At 73.9% G+C, this 15,707-nt stretch carries 15 protein-coding genes; 12 read left to right on the top strand and 3 right to left on the bottom strand.

Going from position 1 to position 15,707, the window contains the following annotated elements:
• Window positions 1–109: 109 nt before the first annotated feature.
• Window positions 110–532 carry a 2'-5' RNA ligase family protein gene (locus V6U82_RS17400; protein WP_334462422.1) on the top strand — a complete coding sequence of 141 codons (423 nt, stop codon included), beginning with the start codon at window positions 110–112 and terminating at the stop codon, window positions 530–532.
• A 7-nt stretch (window positions 533–539) separates the two neighbouring features.
• On the opposite strand, the gene V6U82_RS17395 is transcribed toward V6U82_RS17400, so the two are convergent.
• The gene (locus tag V6U82_RS17395) at window positions 540–998 is read right to left on the bottom strand and encodes a GNAT family N-acetyltransferase (RefSeq protein WP_334462420.1); all 459 of its coding nucleotides are present in this window, start codon (window positions 996–998) and stop codon (window positions 540–542) included.
• Window positions 999–1,173: 175 nt separating this feature from the next.
• Here V6U82_RS17395 and V6U82_RS17390 point away from each other — a divergent pair, with 175 nt between their 5' ends.
• The 11 genes from V6U82_RS17390 to V6U82_RS17340 all read left to right on the top strand — a co-directional run bounded on the left by V6U82_RS17390 (window position 1,174) and on the right by V6U82_RS17340 (window position 13,780).
• Window positions 1,174–2,283: a hypothetical protein gene (locus V6U82_RS17390; protein WP_334462419.1), complete on the top strand. Its 1,110-nt coding sequence runs from the start codon at window positions 1,174–1,176 to the stop codon at window positions 2,281–2,283.
• A 23-nt stretch (window positions 2,284–2,306) separates the two neighbouring features.
• Entirely contained in the window at window positions 2,307–3,134 is an 828-nt protein-coding gene (locus V6U82_RS17385) for an MEDS domain-containing protein (RefSeq protein ID WP_128137726.1), read from the top strand.
• Entirely contained in the window at window positions 3,131–4,093 is a 963-nt protein-coding gene (locus V6U82_RS17380) for an anti-sigma factor RsbA family regulatory protein (RefSeq protein ID WP_128137727.1), read from the top strand. The genes V6U82_RS17385 and V6U82_RS17380 overlap by 4 nt, the downstream gene beginning before the upstream one ends.
• 135 nt (window positions 4,094–4,228) lie before the next feature.
• A complete protein-coding gene (locus V6U82_RS17375; protein WP_334462416.1) occupies window positions 4,229–5,698 on the top strand; it encodes a hypothetical protein in 1,470 nt (489 codons plus the stop codon).
• Window positions 5,699–5,822: 124 nt separating this feature from the next.
• Entirely contained in the window at window positions 5,823–6,197 is a 375-nt protein-coding gene (locus V6U82_RS17370; RefSeq protein ID WP_120570752.1) for a hypothetical protein, read from the top strand.
• Window positions 6,198–6,240: 43 nt separating this feature from the next.
• Window positions 6,241–7,191 carry a prolyl aminopeptidase gene (pip, locus tag V6U82_RS17365; protein ID WP_128138308.1) on the top strand — a complete coding sequence of 317 codons (951 nt, stop codon included), beginning with the start codon at window positions 6,241–6,243 and terminating at the stop codon, window positions 7,189–7,191.
• Window positions 7,192–7,256: 65 nt separating this feature from the next.
• Complete coding sequence (locus V6U82_RS17360) at window positions 7,257–8,081, top strand: metallophosphoesterase family protein (protein WP_128138307.1); 825 nt, start codon at window positions 7,257–7,259, stop codon at window positions 8,079–8,081.
• On the top strand, window positions 8,078–8,740 hold the full coding sequence (locus tag V6U82_RS17355) for a 4'-phosphopantetheinyl transferase family protein (RefSeq protein WP_334462410.1): 663 nt from the start codon (window positions 8,078–8,080) through the stop codon (window positions 8,738–8,740). Before V6U82_RS17360 ends, V6U82_RS17355 begins: the two co-directional genes overlap by 4 nt.
• Before the next feature lie 92 nt (window positions 8,741–8,832).
• Window positions 8,833–11,094, top strand: coding sequence for a catalase (locus V6U82_RS17350; protein ID WP_334462408.1), 2,262 nt, complete (start codon window positions 8,833–8,835; stop codon window positions 11,092–11,094).
• Between the two features lie 86 nt (window positions 11,095–11,180).
• On the top strand, window positions 11,181–12,281 hold the full coding sequence (locus tag V6U82_RS17345) for an L-dopachrome tautomerase-related protein (protein ID WP_128138843.1): 1,101 nt from the start codon (window positions 11,181–11,183) through the stop codon (window positions 12,279–12,281).
• A 122-nt stretch (window positions 12,282–12,403) separates the two neighbouring features.
• Entirely contained in the window at window positions 12,404–13,780 is a 1,377-nt protein-coding gene (locus V6U82_RS17340; RefSeq protein WP_334462404.1) for a glycosyl hydrolase family 18 protein, read from the top strand.
• A gap of 44 nt (window positions 13,781–13,824) precedes the next feature.
• Here the strand turns inward: V6U82_RS17340 and V6U82_RS17335 are convergent, their stop codons facing one another.
• The gene (locus tag V6U82_RS17335) at window positions 13,825–14,802 is read right to left on the bottom strand and encodes a DUF2804 domain-containing protein (RefSeq protein WP_334462402.1); all 978 of its coding nucleotides are present in this window, start codon (window positions 14,800–14,802) and stop codon (window positions 13,825–13,827) included.
• Window positions 14,803–14,872: 70 nt separating this feature from the next.
• Window positions 14,873–15,631 carry a peptidylprolyl isomerase gene (locus tag V6U82_RS17330; protein ID WP_013474698.1) on the bottom strand — a complete coding sequence of 253 codons (759 nt, stop codon included), beginning with the start codon at window positions 15,629–15,631 and terminating at the stop codon, window positions 14,873–14,875.
• Window positions 15,632–15,707 lie beyond the last annotated feature (76 nt).

The following is a 15,707-nucleotide window of genomic DNA, read 5'->3' as shown; positions in this document are numbered from 1 at the left end:
CCTCTAGGGTGATCGCGTAGTCGCGGCGCTGGAGCTGTATCTGGACACCGACGCCACCCGGCGGCTCCGGGTGCTGTGGGACCTGCTGGAGTCCGACGGGGTGCCAAGCATGCGGTCCCTGCTGGCGCAGCGGCACCGCCCGCACGTCTCGCTGGCGGTCGCGCCGCGTCTGGACCCGCACCGCGTCGCCGAGGCGCTCGCCGGAACCGTGGTGGCCGCGCCGCTGCGGCTGGAGTTCCAGCACGCCGGGCAGTTCCTCGGACGGGTGCTCTGGCTCGGGCCGGCGCCGACACCCGAACTGCTGGCGCACCACGCCGCGGTGCACGAGCGGCTGGCACGGGCCGGCGTCGAGGTGGTGGAGCACTACCGGCCGGGCCGCTGGGTGCCGCACTGCACGCTGTCCATGCGGGTGCCGAACCCGCTGATGGGCGCGGCGGTGCGCCGGTGCCTGGAGGTGCTGCCGCTGACCGCGACGGTGGTCGGCGCGGCGGTGGCCGACCACGCCCGCGACATCTCCCACCCCCTGCCCTGACACCCGGTCATCCCGCGGCCAGGTCGACCAGGAAGGTCGGGTGGTCCGGCTGCGGGCACGGGTCACCCCGGTGGCCGAGCCGCTCGTAGAACGGCGCCGCCCGCTCGTGGTGGGCCTGCCACTCCAGGTGCCGGGCCCGCCCGCCGGCCCAGTGGCGGACCGCGGTGAACAACGAACGGCCCACCCCGTCCCGGCGACGGTCCGCCCGGACGTACAGGTCGTGCAGGCGTACGGTGCGGTGCGCGTCGCCGGAACGCAGGTGCGGGCCGTGGTCCTGGGCGGCGGCGTACCCGATCAGCCCGCCCGCGTCGGTGGCGCCGAGCAGCGCCCAGCGGGGATCGGCCAGCAGCGCGGCGAACCGGAGCCGGTGGGCCTCCGGCGGGTCGCCGCTCACGCCCATGTCCCGCAGCATCGGCCACAGCTGCGGCCAGTCCGGTACGCGCAGGTCCCGCACGGTGATCGGCATCGCTCCAGGATGCGGGCGCGACAGCGCGGCGGCGACCGGGTTTCGCGCCATCTGCGGCTGCCCTGACGATCGGGGCCGAACCGAAGCAAGCTGGTAAAAGCGCAGGTCAGAGCCATTCTGGCCACCCGAAGACGTGCGGCCGGAGCGGCAGCCGAGCACGTCGAAGGAGAGCCTCATGGCCGCACCCGTCGTCCGTTCCGTCACCGCCGACCAGACCGTCCTGCTGCCCGGGCAGTCGACCACCGTACGGGTCGACGCCTTCCACCCCGACTCGCGGTTGCTGACGCTCACCGGCCGGGTCACCGACCCCACCGGCGTCACCTGGGACAGCCCGGTCCGGGTCGACCTGAGCGTCCCGCTGACCGTTCAGCTCGCCAGCGCCTCGCCGGGGGTGACAGTCACACCGAGCGGCGCCGAACCGGGCCGCTTCACAGTCACCGTGCTGGCCGGCCGGGGCACGGTGACGCTGACCGCGACGGCGCGTGACGGCGCCGGCCGCACCGGCACGGGCACCACCACGCTGACCGTGCCGCTGCTGGTCGGGATGAGCGCCGAGAAGGGCGCCCGGACGCAGCGCGCGGTGGCCGACTACCCGGGCATCCGCTACATGCGCGACTTCGGCACCGACGGGCCCGACGCGGACACGCTGCCGGAGCTGCCCGCGCTCAACGCCGGCAAGTTCGCCGACGCGCCCGCGGCCGTCATGCACGTCAGCTGGAAGGACGACGTCGAGCAGCTGGCCGGCTGGCTCGACGGCGTGAACCGCCCGATCTACCTGACCTGGTACCACGAGCCGATGGGCGACGTGGCCCCGGCGACGTACCGGGCGACGGCGAGCCGGGTGACGCAGATCCTGGCGGCGCACCGCAACCGGCGGTGGGTGCTGGGGCACGGTCCGATCGTGACCCGCTACTGGCTCGACGAGGGACGCGGCAACCCGGCCGACTGGGGTTACCCGGGCATGACCCACTACGGCGTGGACTGCTACTCCCGGGACACCGCCGCGTACTGGCCCGCCTCCCGGATGTTCGGCGTGGCCTTCGGCAAGGTGCGCGCCGCGTACCCGGGCATCCGGCTGCTGGTGCCGGAGTACGGGCTGAGCCGTACCGCCGCGGACACCACCGGCGCGGGCCGGGCGCGGACCATCCGCGAGCACGTCACCTGGCTGCGCCAGCAGAACGACGTGGACGCGATCGCGTACTGGAACAACTGGGCCGAGTTCGAGCTGGGCGACCCGCCGCCCGAGGCCACGGCCTGGCGCGATCTCCAGGTGGGCCCGGCATAGACTGTGGCCATGAGGCGGAGCCGGTGACCAGCGGGATCATGTCGCACCCGGGCTACACCCATGGCTGCCTCGCCTACGACGACCCGGCCGCGCTGCGCGCGCTGGCCGTCGAGCAGGTAAGGGCCGGTCTGTCCGCCGGTGAGCAGGTGTGGGTGGTCTGTCCGGAGGATCGCGCCACGATCACCGGCTGGCTGGCCTCGGTCCCGGGGGTCGGCGCCGCGCGCCGGCGGGACGCGCTGCGGCTTGTTCCCGTCGGCGAGGCGTACCGGCACGACGAGGTCGTCGACCCGGAACGGCAGGTCCGGGCGTACGTGCGGGCCACCACCGAGGCGCTGACCGCCGGGCACACCGGCCTGCGGGTGGTGGCCGAGGCGACGAGCCTGGTCCGCACCCCGGCCCAGCGGGACGCGTTCGCCCGTTACGAGCACCGGATCGACCACTGGATGCGGCACCGGCCGATGTCGGCGGTCTGCGCCTACGACCGCCGGCAACTGGACGACGCGGCGATCGCCGAGCTGGCCTGCCTGCACCCGGAGACCAACGCGGGCGTGCTGTTCCGGCTGCACGCCGGCGGAGGCGACTCGGTGGTGGCGCTGGCCGGCGAGCTGGACCCGTCCAATCACCGGGACTTCGCCGCCGCGCTGGAACGGGCCGACCCGCGGCCGGTGGCGGGCCGGGTCGTGTTCGACGCCGCCGAGCTGCGGTTCGTCGACCACCGCAGCCTGCTGCACCTGCGGGACCACGCCCGCCGGCACGACGCCGTCGCGGTGCTGCGCACGCCGAGCCACGCCCCGGCCCGGCTGGTCGACCTGCTCGGTCTGTCGGAGGTACGGGTGGAGGTCGTCCGATGAGGAGCGGCGCGGCCTCCGGTCACGTGGGCTACTTCCACGAGGCGTTCGTCTACGACTCCGACGAGGAGTTGCTGGCGGTGGCGCTGCCGTTCCTGCTGGACGGGATCGCGGCCGGCGAGCCGACGGCGGTGAACCTCGACGAGCGCAACGCCGAGCTGGTGCGCCGGGCGCTGCCGCCGGGCGCGGAGGTCACGTTCCTGCCGGTCGGCGACCTCTACGCCCGGCCCAGCGTCGCGCTGCGCTCCTACCGGGAGCTGCTCGCCTCGTACGTGGCGGCGGGGGCGGCGCAGATCCGGGTGGTCGGCGAACTGCCTCCGGTGCTGCTCGGCGCGACCTGGGACTGGTGGGCGCGCTACGAGTCGGCGATCAACCACGCCTACGACGACTTCCCGCTCTGGGGCATCTGCGCCTACGACCGCCGGGGCACGCCCGCGCACGTGCTCGCCGACGTGGCGCGTACCCATCCGCTGGTGGCGCGGCCGGACGGCGGGCACGAGGCGGCGGATCTCTACACCGAGCCGACGAGCTACCTGACCGAGTTCCGGCCGGCGCCAGCGGACCCGGTGCAGCGGACCGTGCCGCTGGTCGAGCTGGTCGACCCGACGCCGGCCCGCGCCCGCGCCGAGGTGCGCGCCGCCGACCGTGGTCTGCTCACGCCGGACGGCCTCGACGGCCTGGTCATCGCCGTCAGCGAGGTGGTGAGCAACGCGCTGCGCCACGGTGAGCCGCCGGTGTGCCTGCGGTTGTGGCGCGCGCCGGACCGGATGGTGGTGACCGTCCACGATCGGGGCAGCGGCCCCAAGGATCCGTACGCCGGGCTGCTGCCGGCGGGCGACGGTTCCGACGGCGGGCTGGGCCTGTGGATCAGCCACCAGAGTTGCGACCACGTGACGTACCACCGGGACGCGGGCGGCTTCACCATCCGCCTGACGGCGGGGAACCCGCACTTCCCGGTCTGACCGCGCCGCCGGTCGGCGGGCAGGGGGCGGGGCGGGGCGAGCCCCGCGCGCGGACGCGGTACCGTAGCGCCTCATCGTGCCCTGCGGGGCGGTCATCCGCCGGCCTGGCGCTGGCGAACCGACGGAGGATGGCGCATGTCCAACGGTGCCGAGCCGTTCGCATCCCACGACGACCTGTCCGCGCGTCCGCGGTTCGATCCCGCGTTGCGCGGCTACGACAAACGTCAGGTGGACCGGTACGTCGAGCAGGTCGACGCCGAGGTGAGCGCGCTGACCGCCGCGCGGGACCGGGCGTACGCGCAGGTGCGCGACCTGACCGCGCAGGTGCAGCGGGCGCAGGCCGAGGCGGTGGAGCTGCGCGACCGTCCGACGGCGGTGGACCGGGCGTCCTTCCGCGACCTCGGCCCGATGGTCGACCAGATCCTGGACCTGGCCGAGAAGCAGGCCGGCCAGATCACCGACGTGGCCACCCGGCGCGCGGAGGACGTCCAGGGGCAGGCGGAGAAGCTGCTCGCGGCGGCGCAGGAGCAGGCCGCGCGGGAGCGGCGTGAGCTGGACGAGGAGCTGTCCGCCCGCCGGGCCGAGCAGGAGCGGGTGGACGAGGAGCGGCGGGCCGCCGCGCAGGCGGAGCTGACCGCCGTGCGGGAGCTGGCCGAGAAGCTTCGCGTCGAGGGCCAGGCCGCGCACGACCGGGCCCAGCAGGAGGCGAAGCGGATCACCGAGCAGAGCGCGCAGCAGGTCGAGCAGGCGCGCTCGGCGTCCGAGGCGCTGGTGAAGGCCGCGCGGACGCAGATCCAGCAGGAGGTCCAGGCCAACCGCAGCAAGGCCCAGCAGGAGCTGGCCCAGTGGCAGGCCACGATGGCCAAGGAACTGGACGAGCGGCGGGCCGCCGCCGAGCAGGAGCTGGCCGACCGGGCCGCCGCCGCCGAGAAGGACATCGCCGCGCTGGTCGCCGAGGCGCAGCAGTACGCCACCGAGGTCCGGGAGCGGGCCGACGAGGAGACGGCGGCGCACCAGGAGCAGCTCGCCGGCGTGCAGCGGGAGATCCAGCAGCGGCAGGAGACGCTGACCCAGCTCAAGGCGGAACTGGAGACGGCCGGCCGGCAGCTGGAGGACACCCGCCGGGAGATCGCCACCATCGAGCGGACCGGCGCGGAGCTGGAGGAGCGGCTGGTCGGCGTACGCCGGGACCTGGCCACGGAGAGCAAGCGGCTCGACGAGGCGCGGCGCGCGGCGGACCTGGCCGAGCAGCACGCCAAGGAGACCCGGGCCCGGGTGCAGCGGGAGGCCAAGCGGGTCGCCGACCTGGCCGCGGCGGCGGTCATGGCGGCCGCGGCGGGCGGCGGGGAGACCGCCGAGTACCCGCAGGTGGGGGCGCGCCCTCCGATCACCGTCCCGGCCGAGGTGACGCCCCGGGCCGTGGACGCACGGGCCGAGCCGGACGCGATCGAGCCGGACCGGTCGGAGCCGCCCGCGGTGGAGCCGTTCGTCGAGCGGCTGGACGGGCCGAGCTTCGACGCGTTCGCGGTCCGCACGCCGGCCCCGCGCGGGGTGCCCGAGGCGGAGACCACGGGTACCGACAACGGCGTACCGGCCACCGCCTGAGCGTCAGTCGCCGCCGGTCCGGGCCGGGCCGGCGGCGCCGCATCTTGCCCATCGACCTTGCTATATGCAAATATTTGGATCGATCTGCTGGTGCATCTCGATCTTCATTCGGGGGTTGACGGGTATGCGGAAGATTTCCTCGATCGGTGCCGCCGTCGTCCTGACCGTCGCCTCGGCGGGCGCCGTGGTGGCCGGTACGGCCGGACCGGCCAGCGCCGGGTGCAGCCACTCGCACTCCAACGTGGACAGCAAGTTCGGTCAGCTGTTCAACGCCACGAACGTCAACATCCGCACCGGCCCGCACACCACCTGCGCCTCCCTGGGCTACGGGCAGCTCAGTCACACGGTCGACTTCCACTGCTTCGCCAGCGGCGACCGGGTCAGCGCGAACGGCCACACCACCTACACGTGGACGTACCTGCGGGACGTCACCACGGGTGTCTCCGGCTGGGTCGCCGACGCGCTGCTGGACAACCTCGGCGGCAACGTCGCCTGCTGACCGGGACCACCGGGAGGCCCTTCGGCGGGCAGAATGACCGGGCATGACCGGCCTGCACCCGCCCGTCGAGCCGTACGCCACCCACCGCGTCCCGGTCGGCGACGGCCACGTCCTGTACGTCGAGGAGGTCGGCCGGCCGGACGGCGTGCCGGTGGTGTTCCTGCACGGCGGGCCCGGCGGCGGGCTGGTGCCGGTGGCCCGCCGGTTCTTCGACCCCGCCCGCCACCGGGCCGTGCTGTTCGACCAGCGCGGCGCCGGGCGCAGCACCCCGCACGGCGAGGTGCGCGCCAACACCACCTGGCACCTGGTCGCCGACCTGGAGACGATCCGGCAGCGGCTGGGCATCGGCTCCTGGCTGGTGTTCGGCGGCTCGTGGGGCACCACGCTCGGCCTGGCGTACGCCCAGACGCACCCGGAGCGGGTGACCGGCCTGGTCCTGCGCGGCGTGCTGCTGCTGCGGCGCAGTGAGCGCGACTGGTTCTACCAGGGCGGGCTGCGCCACCTCCAGCCCGAGGAGTGGGAACGGTTCGTCGCGCCGGTCCCGCCGGACGAGCGCGACGACGTACTGGGCGCGTACCACAGACGGCTGCACGGCCCGGACGAGGCGCGGGCCCGGGAGTACGCGCGGGCCTGGGGGCGGTGGGAGGCGGTCAATTCGTCGCTGCGGCCCGACCCGGAGCTGCTCGCCCACTTCACCGCCGACGACCAGGCGCTGCCCGTGGCCCGGATCCTGTCGCACTACGCGGTGCACGGCGGCTTCCTCACCGACGGCCAGTTGCTCGACGGCGTGGACCGGATCCGGCACCTGCCCGCCGTGATCGTCAACGGCCGCTACGACCTGTGCTGCCCGCCCCTGTCCGCGTACGACCTGGCCCGCCGGTGGCCGGAGGCGGCGCTGCGGATCGTGCCGGACGCCGGGCACTCCGCGGCCGAGCCGGGCGTGACCCGGGAGGTGCTGCGCGCCCTGGACGAGGTGACCGCGAGGGTCGGCTGACCGGCGCCGGACCCCCACCGGTCCGCGCCTGGTCATCGGCGACCGCCGCTGGCAGGATCGGCCGGGTGACGGGTGCGCTGTACGCGGTCAGTGACCTCCACGTGTCGTACGCGGAGAACCGCGCGGTGGTGGACGGCCTGCGGCCGCAGACGGCGGACGACTGGCTGATCGTGGCCGGCGACGTCGGCGAGGTCTTCGCCGACGTGGAACGGACGCTGCGGCTGCTGCGCGACCGGTTCGCGACCGTGGTGTGGGCGCCGGGCAACCACGAGCTGTGGACCCACCCGAACGACCCGGTGACGTTGCGCGGGGTGGCCCGCTACGACGCGCTGGTGGCGATGTGCCGTGAGCTGGGCGTGCTCACCCCGGAGGACGACTATCCGGTGTGGCGGGGCGCGGGCGGGCCGGTCACCGTGGCGCCGCTGTTCCTGCTCTACGACTACTCGTTCCGCGCCCCCGGCACGACGAACAAGGAGGAGTCGCTGCGCGCGGCGTACGACGCCGGCGTGGTGTGCACCGACGAGATGCTGCTGCACCCCGACCCGTACCCGGACCGGGAGTCCTGGTGCGCGGCCCGGCTGGCCGAGACGCGGCGGCGACTGGAGGCCACCGACCCGGCGCTGCCCACAGTGCTGGCCACCCACTGGCCGCTGGTGCGTCAGCCGACCGAGGTGCTCTGGTTCCCGGAGTTCGCGCAGTGGTGCGGCACCGACCAGACGGCCGACTGGCACGTGCGCCACCGTGCCGCCGTCGCCGTCTACGGCCACCTGCACATCCCGCGCACCACCCACTACGACGGGGTGCGGTTCGAGGAGGTGTCGCTGGGTTACCCGCGCGAGTGGCGGCGCCGCGGCGGTGAGCCGGCGCCGATGAAGCGGATCCTCGGATGATCGGGACGCTGCTGCCGGCCGGGGCGCTGGCCGTCGAGGCGTTCGCCGACGTGCCGGACGAGGCGCCGTACCCGGGCGAGGAGGACCTGGTCGCGCGCGCGGTCGCCGCGCGCCGCCAGGAGTTCGTCACGGCCCGCCGCTGCGCGCGGGAGGCGCTGGCCCGACTCGGGTACGCCCCGGCGCCGATTCGTCCGGGTTCCCGGCGGGAGCCGGTCTGGCCGGCCGGCGTGGTGGGCAGCATCACGCACTGCACCGGCTACCGGGCGGCGGCGGTGGCACCGGCCGGGGCGCTGGCCGGGCTGGGCATCGACGCGGAGGCGCACGAGCCGCTGCCCGACGGCGTGGCCGGGGTGGTCCTCACCGCAGGCGAGCCGGAGCGGCTGGCCGCGCTGCGTGCCGCCGACCCGGCGACGCACTGGGACCGGCTGCTGTTCAGCGCCAAGGAGTCGGTCTACAAGGCGTGGTACCCGCTGACCGGGCGCTGGCTCGGGTTCGAGGACGCGGAGCTGACGTTCGACCGGTCCGGCCGGTTCGCCGCCCGGATCCTCGTCGACGGCACCCGCACCGACGGCGGCCCGCCGCTGGACGTCCTGGACGGCCGCTGGCTGGTCGCCGGCGGGCTGCTGCTCACCGCCGTGGCCGTGCCGCACCGATCCTGACCAGGGATACCGCGATTGTTCCGGTTTGCCCGCCCCGACCTGGGGTAGGGCCGAAGGGGCCTGGACATTTAGCTGTAGGAGGACAGGTCCTGATGGAATCCAGCAAGCCCACCCAGATCGTCAAGGGTGTCGTCGAAGCCGCCGTCGAGAAGGTCGGCGACGCGCTGACTCCGGACGTGCCGGGCGCACCCGGCAGCGCGCCACCACCACTGGAGGAGCCGACCACCCCGCACGGGCCGCTGCCGCCCAAGGACGAGCAGGGCGCGCCGGACACCCGGACCCCGACCGGCGCCGAGACCGGCGTGCCGAAGATCGCCAAGGGGCAGCAGGGCGCGTACCTCACCACGGCCAACGGGGCCCGGCTGCGCGACACCGACCACTCGCTGAAGGCCGGTCCGCGCGGCCCGGTCCTGCTCCAGGACCACCACCTACGGGAGAAGATCACCCACTTCGACCACGAGCGGATCCCGGAGCGGGTGGTGCACGCCCGGGGCGCGGGCGCGCACGGCACGTTCGTCGCGTACGGCACCGCCGAGGAGGTGACCCGGGCCGGGTTCCTGAAGAAGGGACGCGAGACGCCGCTCTTCGTCCGCTTCTCCACGGTGCTGGGCTCGCGCGGGTCGGCCGACACGGTCCGCGACACCCGCGGCTTCGCCACCAAGTTCTACACCGACGAGGGCACGTTCGACCTGGTCGCCAACAACATCCCGGTCTTCTTCATCCAGGACGCGATCAAGTTCCCCGACGTCATCCACGCCGGCAAGCCGCACCCGGACCGGGAGATCCCGCAGGCGCAGAGCGCGCACGACACGTTCTGGGACTTCGTCTCCCTGCACACCGAGGCGCAGCACCACACCATCTGGAACATGTCCGACCGGGGCATCCCGCGGTCCTACCGGACCATGGAGGGCTTCGGCGTGCACACGTTCCGCATGGTCGACGAGGCCGGCGCGACGGTGCTGGTCAAGTTCCACTGGAAGCCGAAGCTGGGCGTGCACTCCCTGACCTGGGAGGAGGCGCAGCTCATCGGCGGCATCGACCCGGACTACCACCGCCGCGACCTGTACGACGCGATCGAGGCCGGCGCGTACCCGGAGTGGGAGCTGGGCATCCAGGTCTTCCCGGACACGCCGGAGGAGACGTTCGCCGGGATCGACCTGCTCGACCCGACGAAGATCGTGCCGGAGGAGCTGGCGCCGGTGCAGCCGATCGGCAAGCTCACCCTGAACAAGACGCCGCGCAACTTCTTCGCCGAGACCGAGCAGGTGGCGTTCCACGTCGGGCACCTGCCGCCGGGCATCGACGTGACCAACGACCCGCTGTTGCAGGGCCGCCTCTTCTCGTACGTGGACACGCAGCTCACCCGCCTCGGGGGGCCGAACTTCACCCAGATCCCGATCAACCGGCCGCACGCCGACGTCAACGACATGCTGCGCGACGGCTTCCACCAGCACGCGGTGCACGCGGGCGTGGCGCCGTACCGGCCGAACTCGCTCGACGGCGGCAACCCGTTCCCGGCCGGCGACCGGGAGCACGCGTTCGTGGACACCCCGGTGACGGTGGCCGAGGCGCCGAAGGTGCGCGCCGCGCCGGCCTCCTTCGACGACCACTACAGCCAGGTACGCCTGTTCTGGCAGAGCATGTCGCCGGTGGAGAAGGAGCACATCATCCGGGCGTACACGTTCGAGCTGGGCAAGTGCTACCACCAGGCGATCAAGGAGCGGCAGCTCCAGTGCCTGGCCAACGTCGACCCGGTGCTGTGCGAGCAGGTGGCGATCGGCCTGGGCCTGCCTGTGCCGCAGCCCACCGTGCCGCTGGCGGAGGTGCAGCCCAGCCCGGCGCTGTCCCAGGTCGGCCGGGAGTGGCCGGCCGACGGCCGGATGGTCGGCATCGTGGTCGACGCCCAGGGCGACCTGGGCGACGTGCACGAGGTGCGCCGGGCGGTGTTCGCCGCCGGCATGGTGCCGCTGCTGATCGCCGCGCACGGCGGCACCGTCGACGGGCTTCCGGTGCAGCGCACGTTCGCCACCGGCCGCTCGGTCGAGTTCGACGCGGTGCTGCTGGCGGGCGCGCCGGCCCCGGCGCCGGACGCGCTGCCGGCCCGCGACGCCAAGGCCGGCGCGCCGGGCTCCCCCACCGTCGACCCGCGGGTGCTGCTGCTGGTCGAGGAGGCGTGGCGGCACGCCAAGGTGATCGGCGCCTGGGGCGCGGGCGCCGAGGTGCTGCACCAGGCCGGTGTCACCGGTACGCCCGGCGTGGTCACCGGCGGCTCCGGGGCCGAGGTGCTCACCGAGGTGCAGCGGCTGATGGCGGTGCACCGGGTCTGGGAGAGGTTCCCGGCCTCGGTCGCCTGATCTCGTCGAAGTGCGTGGGGCGGTCCCGGATCCGGGACCGCCCCACGCCCACGTTTGCCGCGCTCGCGCCCGGGAACGAGCAGTGGATGAACGGGCCTGTGGCCGACGAACCGGTCGGCGAGCTGGAACTGGTGCACACCTTCACCGGGGCGATGCCGACCGGGGTGAGCGTGTCGCACACCGGCCGGATCTTCGTCAACTTCCCGAAGTGGGGCGACGAGGTGCCCGCGACCGTCGTGGAGCTGCGCGACGGCCGCGAGGTGCCGTTCCCCGACCGGGACTGGAACGATCCGTCGGGCGACGACGACGCGGGCGCGTTCGTCTCGGTGCAGAGCATCGTGGTCGACCCGGCCGACCGTCTCTGGGTGCTCGACACCGGCAGCCCGATGTTCCAGCCCACGAAGCCGGGCGGGCCGAAGCTGGTCCGCGTCGACCTGGACACCGACTCCGTCGGACAGGTGATCACCTTCCCGGCCGACGTGGCGCTGCCCACGACGTACCTCAACGACGTCCGGTTCGACCTGCGCCGCGGCGAGGCGGGCCTGGCCTACATCACCGACTCCTCCGACTCCGGTCCGAACGGCCTCGTCGTGGTGGACCTCGCCACCGGGGAGTCCTGGCGCCGGCTGCACGAGCACCCGTCCACCAAGGCCGAACCGCTGTCGGCGTTCCGGCCGGTGGTGGAGGGGCGGCCGTTCCTGCAACGCCCGGCCGACGGGCCGGCGAAGCCGGTGTCGATGGGCTCGGACGGCATCGCGATCTCCGCCGACGGCACCCGGCTGTACTACTGCCCGCTCGCCTCACGCCGCTGGTACAGCGTGGCCACCGACGCGCTCGCCGACCGGTCGCTCGGCGACGACCAGGTCGCCGCCACGGTGGTGGACGAGGGCGACAAGGGCACCGGCTCCGACGGTCTGGAGACCGACGACTCCGGAGCGCTCTACCTGACCGCGTACGAGCACGACGCGGTGCTGCGACGCCGCCCGGACGGCGAGTTCGAGACAGTGGCGCACGATCCGCGCCTGCTCTGGCCGGACACCATGTCGGTCGCCGTCGACGGCCACCTCTACGTCACCGCGAACCAGCTGCATCGGCAGGCGACCTACCAGGGCGGACGGGATCTGCGGCGCAAGCCGTACGCGCTGTTCCGGGTGCCGATCGGCGCCGGGCCGGTGCTGCTGCGCTGACCGAGGGCGAACGCCGGGTCACGTATCGAAGTATGTCGTTGACGCCTTAGTTAATACTCTTTAATATTTGGGCCACCTCGAGGAAGACCCCCATCCGCCCCCGCCCTCCGGGAAGGCCCTCGATGCCCAGACCTCACCTCCGGAGGCGCCTGGCCGCCGGTGCGCTCGCACTGGCCACCACCACCGCCGCGACGCTCACCCTCGCCCCGGCCGCCGCCGAGGCCGCGGCGCTGCCGAACAACTTCAAGAGCGTCGGCTACATGCCGTCCTGGAGCGGCAACGTCAACACCGTCCAGTACGGCAAGCTCACCCACATCAACTACGCGTTCGTGCTCCCCAACGGCGACGGCAGCCTGCGCCCGGTGGAGAACCCGGCGAAGCTCTCCTCGCTCGTGTCGCTCGGGCACGCCAACAACGTCAAGGTCTCCATCGCCGTGGGCGGCTGGAACGACGGCGACGACTCCGCGTTCGAGGCGCTCGCCGCCAACTCCGGCTCGCGCAGCGCGTTCGTCAACAACCTGATCGCCTTCGTCAACCAGTACAACCTCGACGGCGACGACATGGACTGGGAGTACCCCGACCCGGGCGCCTCGGCGAACAACTACACGCTGCTCATGCAGCAGCTCGGCAGCGCCCTGCACAGCCGGGGCAAACTGCTCACCGCCGCCGTGGTCTCCGAGGGCTACCACGTCGACGGGGTGCCCACAGCCGTCTTCGGCTCGGTGGACTGGCTGAACATCATGGCGTACGACGGCGGCAGCCCGCACGCCAACTACGACTGGTCGATCGCCAGCGTCAACAGGTGGAAGTCGCGCGGCCTGCCCGCCGCCAAGGCGGTGCTCGGCGTGCCCTTCTACAGCCGGCCCGGCTACTACACCTACTCGGCGCTGGTCGGCATGGACCCGGCGAACGCCAACCGGGACTGCACCACGGTCGGCGGCGCGCAGCAGTGCTACAACGGCGTACCGACCGTCAAGCGCAAGACGCAGTGGGCCATGGCGAACGCCGGCGGGATGATGAACTGGGAGCTGTCGCAGGACACCACCGGTTCGACCTCGCTGGTCAGCGCGATCTACGACACCGTCACCGGCGGTGGCAACCCGCCGCCGTCCGGGCGTACCGGGCCGATCACCGGCATCGGCGGCGCCTGCGTGGACGTGGCGGCCGCGAGCACCGCCAACGGCACCGCGATCCAGCTCTACGGCTGCAACGGCACCACCGCGCAGAGCTGGACCGTCGGCGGCGACGGCACGCTGCGGGCGTTGGGCAAGTGCCTGGACGTGACGAGCGCCGGCACCGCGAACGGCACCAAGATCCAGCTCTGGGACTGCAACGGCACCGGCGCTCAGGTCTGGCAGGCGCAGAGCAACGGCACCCTGCGCAACCCGGCGTCGGGCCGGTGCCTGGACGCCACCGGCAACAGCTCCGCAAACGGCACCCGGTTGCAGATCTGGGACTGCTTCGGCGGCGCCAACCAGGTCTGGCGGCTGCCGGCCTGACCGCGGCTCCCCCGCCGGGCCGCCCGGCTCGGCGGGGACCGGCCTCACCAGCGGTTGCGGGCCTCCTCGGCCCAGCCGACCAGGCCGTCCAGGTCCACGCGCTCACCGTCGTCGGTCGCCGCCCAGCCGGTGAAGTGCCCGAAGCACTGGTGCGTCTCCCCGGCCAGCACGAGCAGGTTGGTACGCGCCACCCGCTCGTGGAACGGGTGGAACGTCACGTCCACCCGGTCGCCGGTGATCCGCCACGGCCGCAGCCAGTCGGCGCGGTCGTACTCCCAGGTCAGGTCCGCGCCGATCTTGTGCAGCCGTCCGTCGACGAACACCGCGTTCTCGGTCGAGCCGGTGCCGTCGGTCCACCTGCCGCCGAGCTGGATCGCCCGGCCCGGTCCGCTGCCGGCCGCCCAGTTCCACCGCACCGCGTACCGCCACTTGCCCCGGCCGTGGTCGAGCGCCGCGTACGAACCCTCCCCCACCGGGTACGCCGTGCCGTCCACGGTGAGGGTGCCGTGCACCGGCCGGCCGATGTCCTTGACCGTGTACTGGAACCTGCGGGTGCTCCACGGCACCACCACGCCGAGCGACTCGTGCCCCGGCGGCAGCGGCACGGTCAGGTCCACCTCGACGCCGGGCGCGGAGGCCCGCAGCGTACTGCCGTCCGGGCCCTGGTCCACCGCGACGGTCAGCTTCCCGCCCCGGGCGCGGGCCGGACCGGCGCCGCTGACCGGCGGCAGCACGGTGCCCCGGGCGAACGGCACCACCGCCTCCGCCGTGGTCTCCCGGCCGGTACGCCGGTCGAGCAGGTAGAGGCTCTGCACTCCGGCGTAGTCGAGCGACGACGCGACCAGACCGAGGATGTGCGTCGGCGTGACCACGCCCCAGTGCTCCCACCGCTTGGCCCGGCCCCAGCCGCGCAGGTTCGCCCGGTGCAGCGGCCGGCGGCTCCAGCCGACCGCGTCCGGGTTCAGCCGCCCGTCCGGCCGGCACAGGTCGACCGGCTCGGTGATCTCCCGCTCATGCGTCATCGCCGCAGGCTACCGGCGGCGGCGCGGGCCCGGCGGGCGGCCCGGACGGCCGTCCCGCCGGGCCGTCGCGTCAGCGTCCCTGCTTGGCGCGGCAGATCTCCACCGGCACCGCCGGGGCGCCGTCGACCGGGGCCGGATCCTCGGGGGTGGGCGCGATGCCGCCGGCCGAGATCCGGTCCAGTGTGGCCAGCCCGGCCGCGTCGACCTGGCCGAAGACCGTGTAGTTCGGGCGCAGCGCCGAGTCGGCCTGGACCAGGAAGAACTGGCTGCCGTTGGTGTCCGGGCCGGCGTTGGCCATGGCCAGCGTGCCGCGCGCGTACAGGCGGCGCACGCCGGTCGGGTCGGTCGGCGCGGGCGGCAGGTCGGTGGGCAGCTCGTCGCGGTAGCGGTAGCCCGGGCCGCCCTCGCCGGTGCCGGACGGGTCGCCGCACTGGAGGACCGTCAGCGTCGGGTACGCGGTGAGCCGGTGGCAGGGCGTCCGGTCGTAGAAGCGCTTCCGGACCAGGTGCAGGAAGCTCTGCACGGTGCACGGCGCCTGCTCGCGGTCCAGCGTCAGCCCGATCGGCCCCTGGTTGGTGCGCAGCGTGACCCGCACCGTGCCCCGGTCCGGCGTCCGGCGCGGATCCGGCGGCAGCGGCACCGGACGGGCGGCCGGCTCGTCCGGCGTGGGCGTGTACGCGCACGGCCCCTTGGTCGGCGCGGGATCGGCGGCGGGTGCCGCGGTCGCGGCGACACCTGCGGCGGCGACGATCGTCGCGGCGGCCACGCTGACCCCGGCGAGGCGGGCCAGCAGGGGTAAGGCGGCGTGCGTTCGGGTCTCGCTCGACACGGTGGTCCTCCCTGGACTCGTGGTACCAGAACGACCGGAGTCTATGGACCGGGTGACCCGATGTCGACGCGCACGC

It is taken from the genome of Micromonospora sp. CPCC 205554 (assembly GCF_036902745.1).
Lineage (GTDB): Bacteria > Actinomycetota > Actinomycetes > Mycobacteriales > Micromonosporaceae > Micromonospora > Micromonospora tulbaghiae.
This window is presented reverse-complemented; position numbering and strand designations above follow the sequence as displayed.

What these genes read in the sequence shown, in the direction of transcription:
- V6U82_RS17400 (WP_334462422.1), top strand. Translation starts at nt 110, where the DNA reads ATGCGGTCCCTGCTGGCGCAGCGGCACCGCCCGCACGTCTCGCTGGCG.
- V6U82_RS17395 (WP_334462420.1), bottom strand. Translation starts at nt 998, where the DNA reads ATGCCGATCACCGTGCGGGACCTGCGCGTACCGGACTGGCCGCAGCTG.
- V6U82_RS17390 (WP_334462419.1), top strand. Translation starts at nt 1,174, where the DNA reads ATGGCCGCACCCGTCGTCCGTTCCGTCACCGCCGACCAGACCGTCCTG.
- V6U82_RS17380 (WP_128137727.1), top strand. Translation starts at nt 3,131, where the DNA reads ATGAGGAGCGGCGCGGCCTCCGGTCACGTGGGCTACTTCCACGAGGCG.
- V6U82_RS17375 (WP_334462416.1), top strand. Translation starts at nt 4,229, where the DNA reads ATGTCCAACGGTGCCGAGCCGTTCGCATCCCACGACGACCTGTCCGCG.
- V6U82_RS17370 (WP_120570752.1), top strand. Translation starts at nt 5,823, where the DNA reads ATGCGGAAGATTTCCTCGATCGGTGCCGCCGTCGTCCTGACCGTCGCC.
- pip (WP_128138308.1), top strand. Translation starts at nt 6,241, where the DNA reads ATGACCGGCCTGCACCCGCCCGTCGAGCCGTACGCCACCCACCGCGTC.
- V6U82_RS17355 (WP_334462410.1), top strand. Translation starts at nt 8,078, where the DNA reads ATGATCGGGACGCTGCTGCCGGCCGGGGCGCTGGCCGTCGAGGCGTTC.
- V6U82_RS17350 (WP_334462408.1), top strand. Translation starts at nt 8,833, where the DNA reads ATGGAATCCAGCAAGCCCACCCAGATCGTCAAGGGTGTCGTCGAAGCC.
- V6U82_RS17345 (WP_128138843.1), top strand. Translation starts at nt 11,181, where the DNA reads ATGAACGGGCCTGTGGCCGACGAACCGGTCGGCGAGCTGGAACTGGTG.
- V6U82_RS17340 (WP_334462404.1), top strand. Translation starts at nt 12,404, where the DNA reads ATGCCCAGACCTCACCTCCGGAGGCGCCTGGCCGCCGGTGCGCTCGCA.
- V6U82_RS17335 (WP_334462402.1), bottom strand. Translation starts at nt 14,802, where the DNA reads ATGACGCATGAGCGGGAGATCACCGAGCCGGTCGACCTGTGCCGGCCG.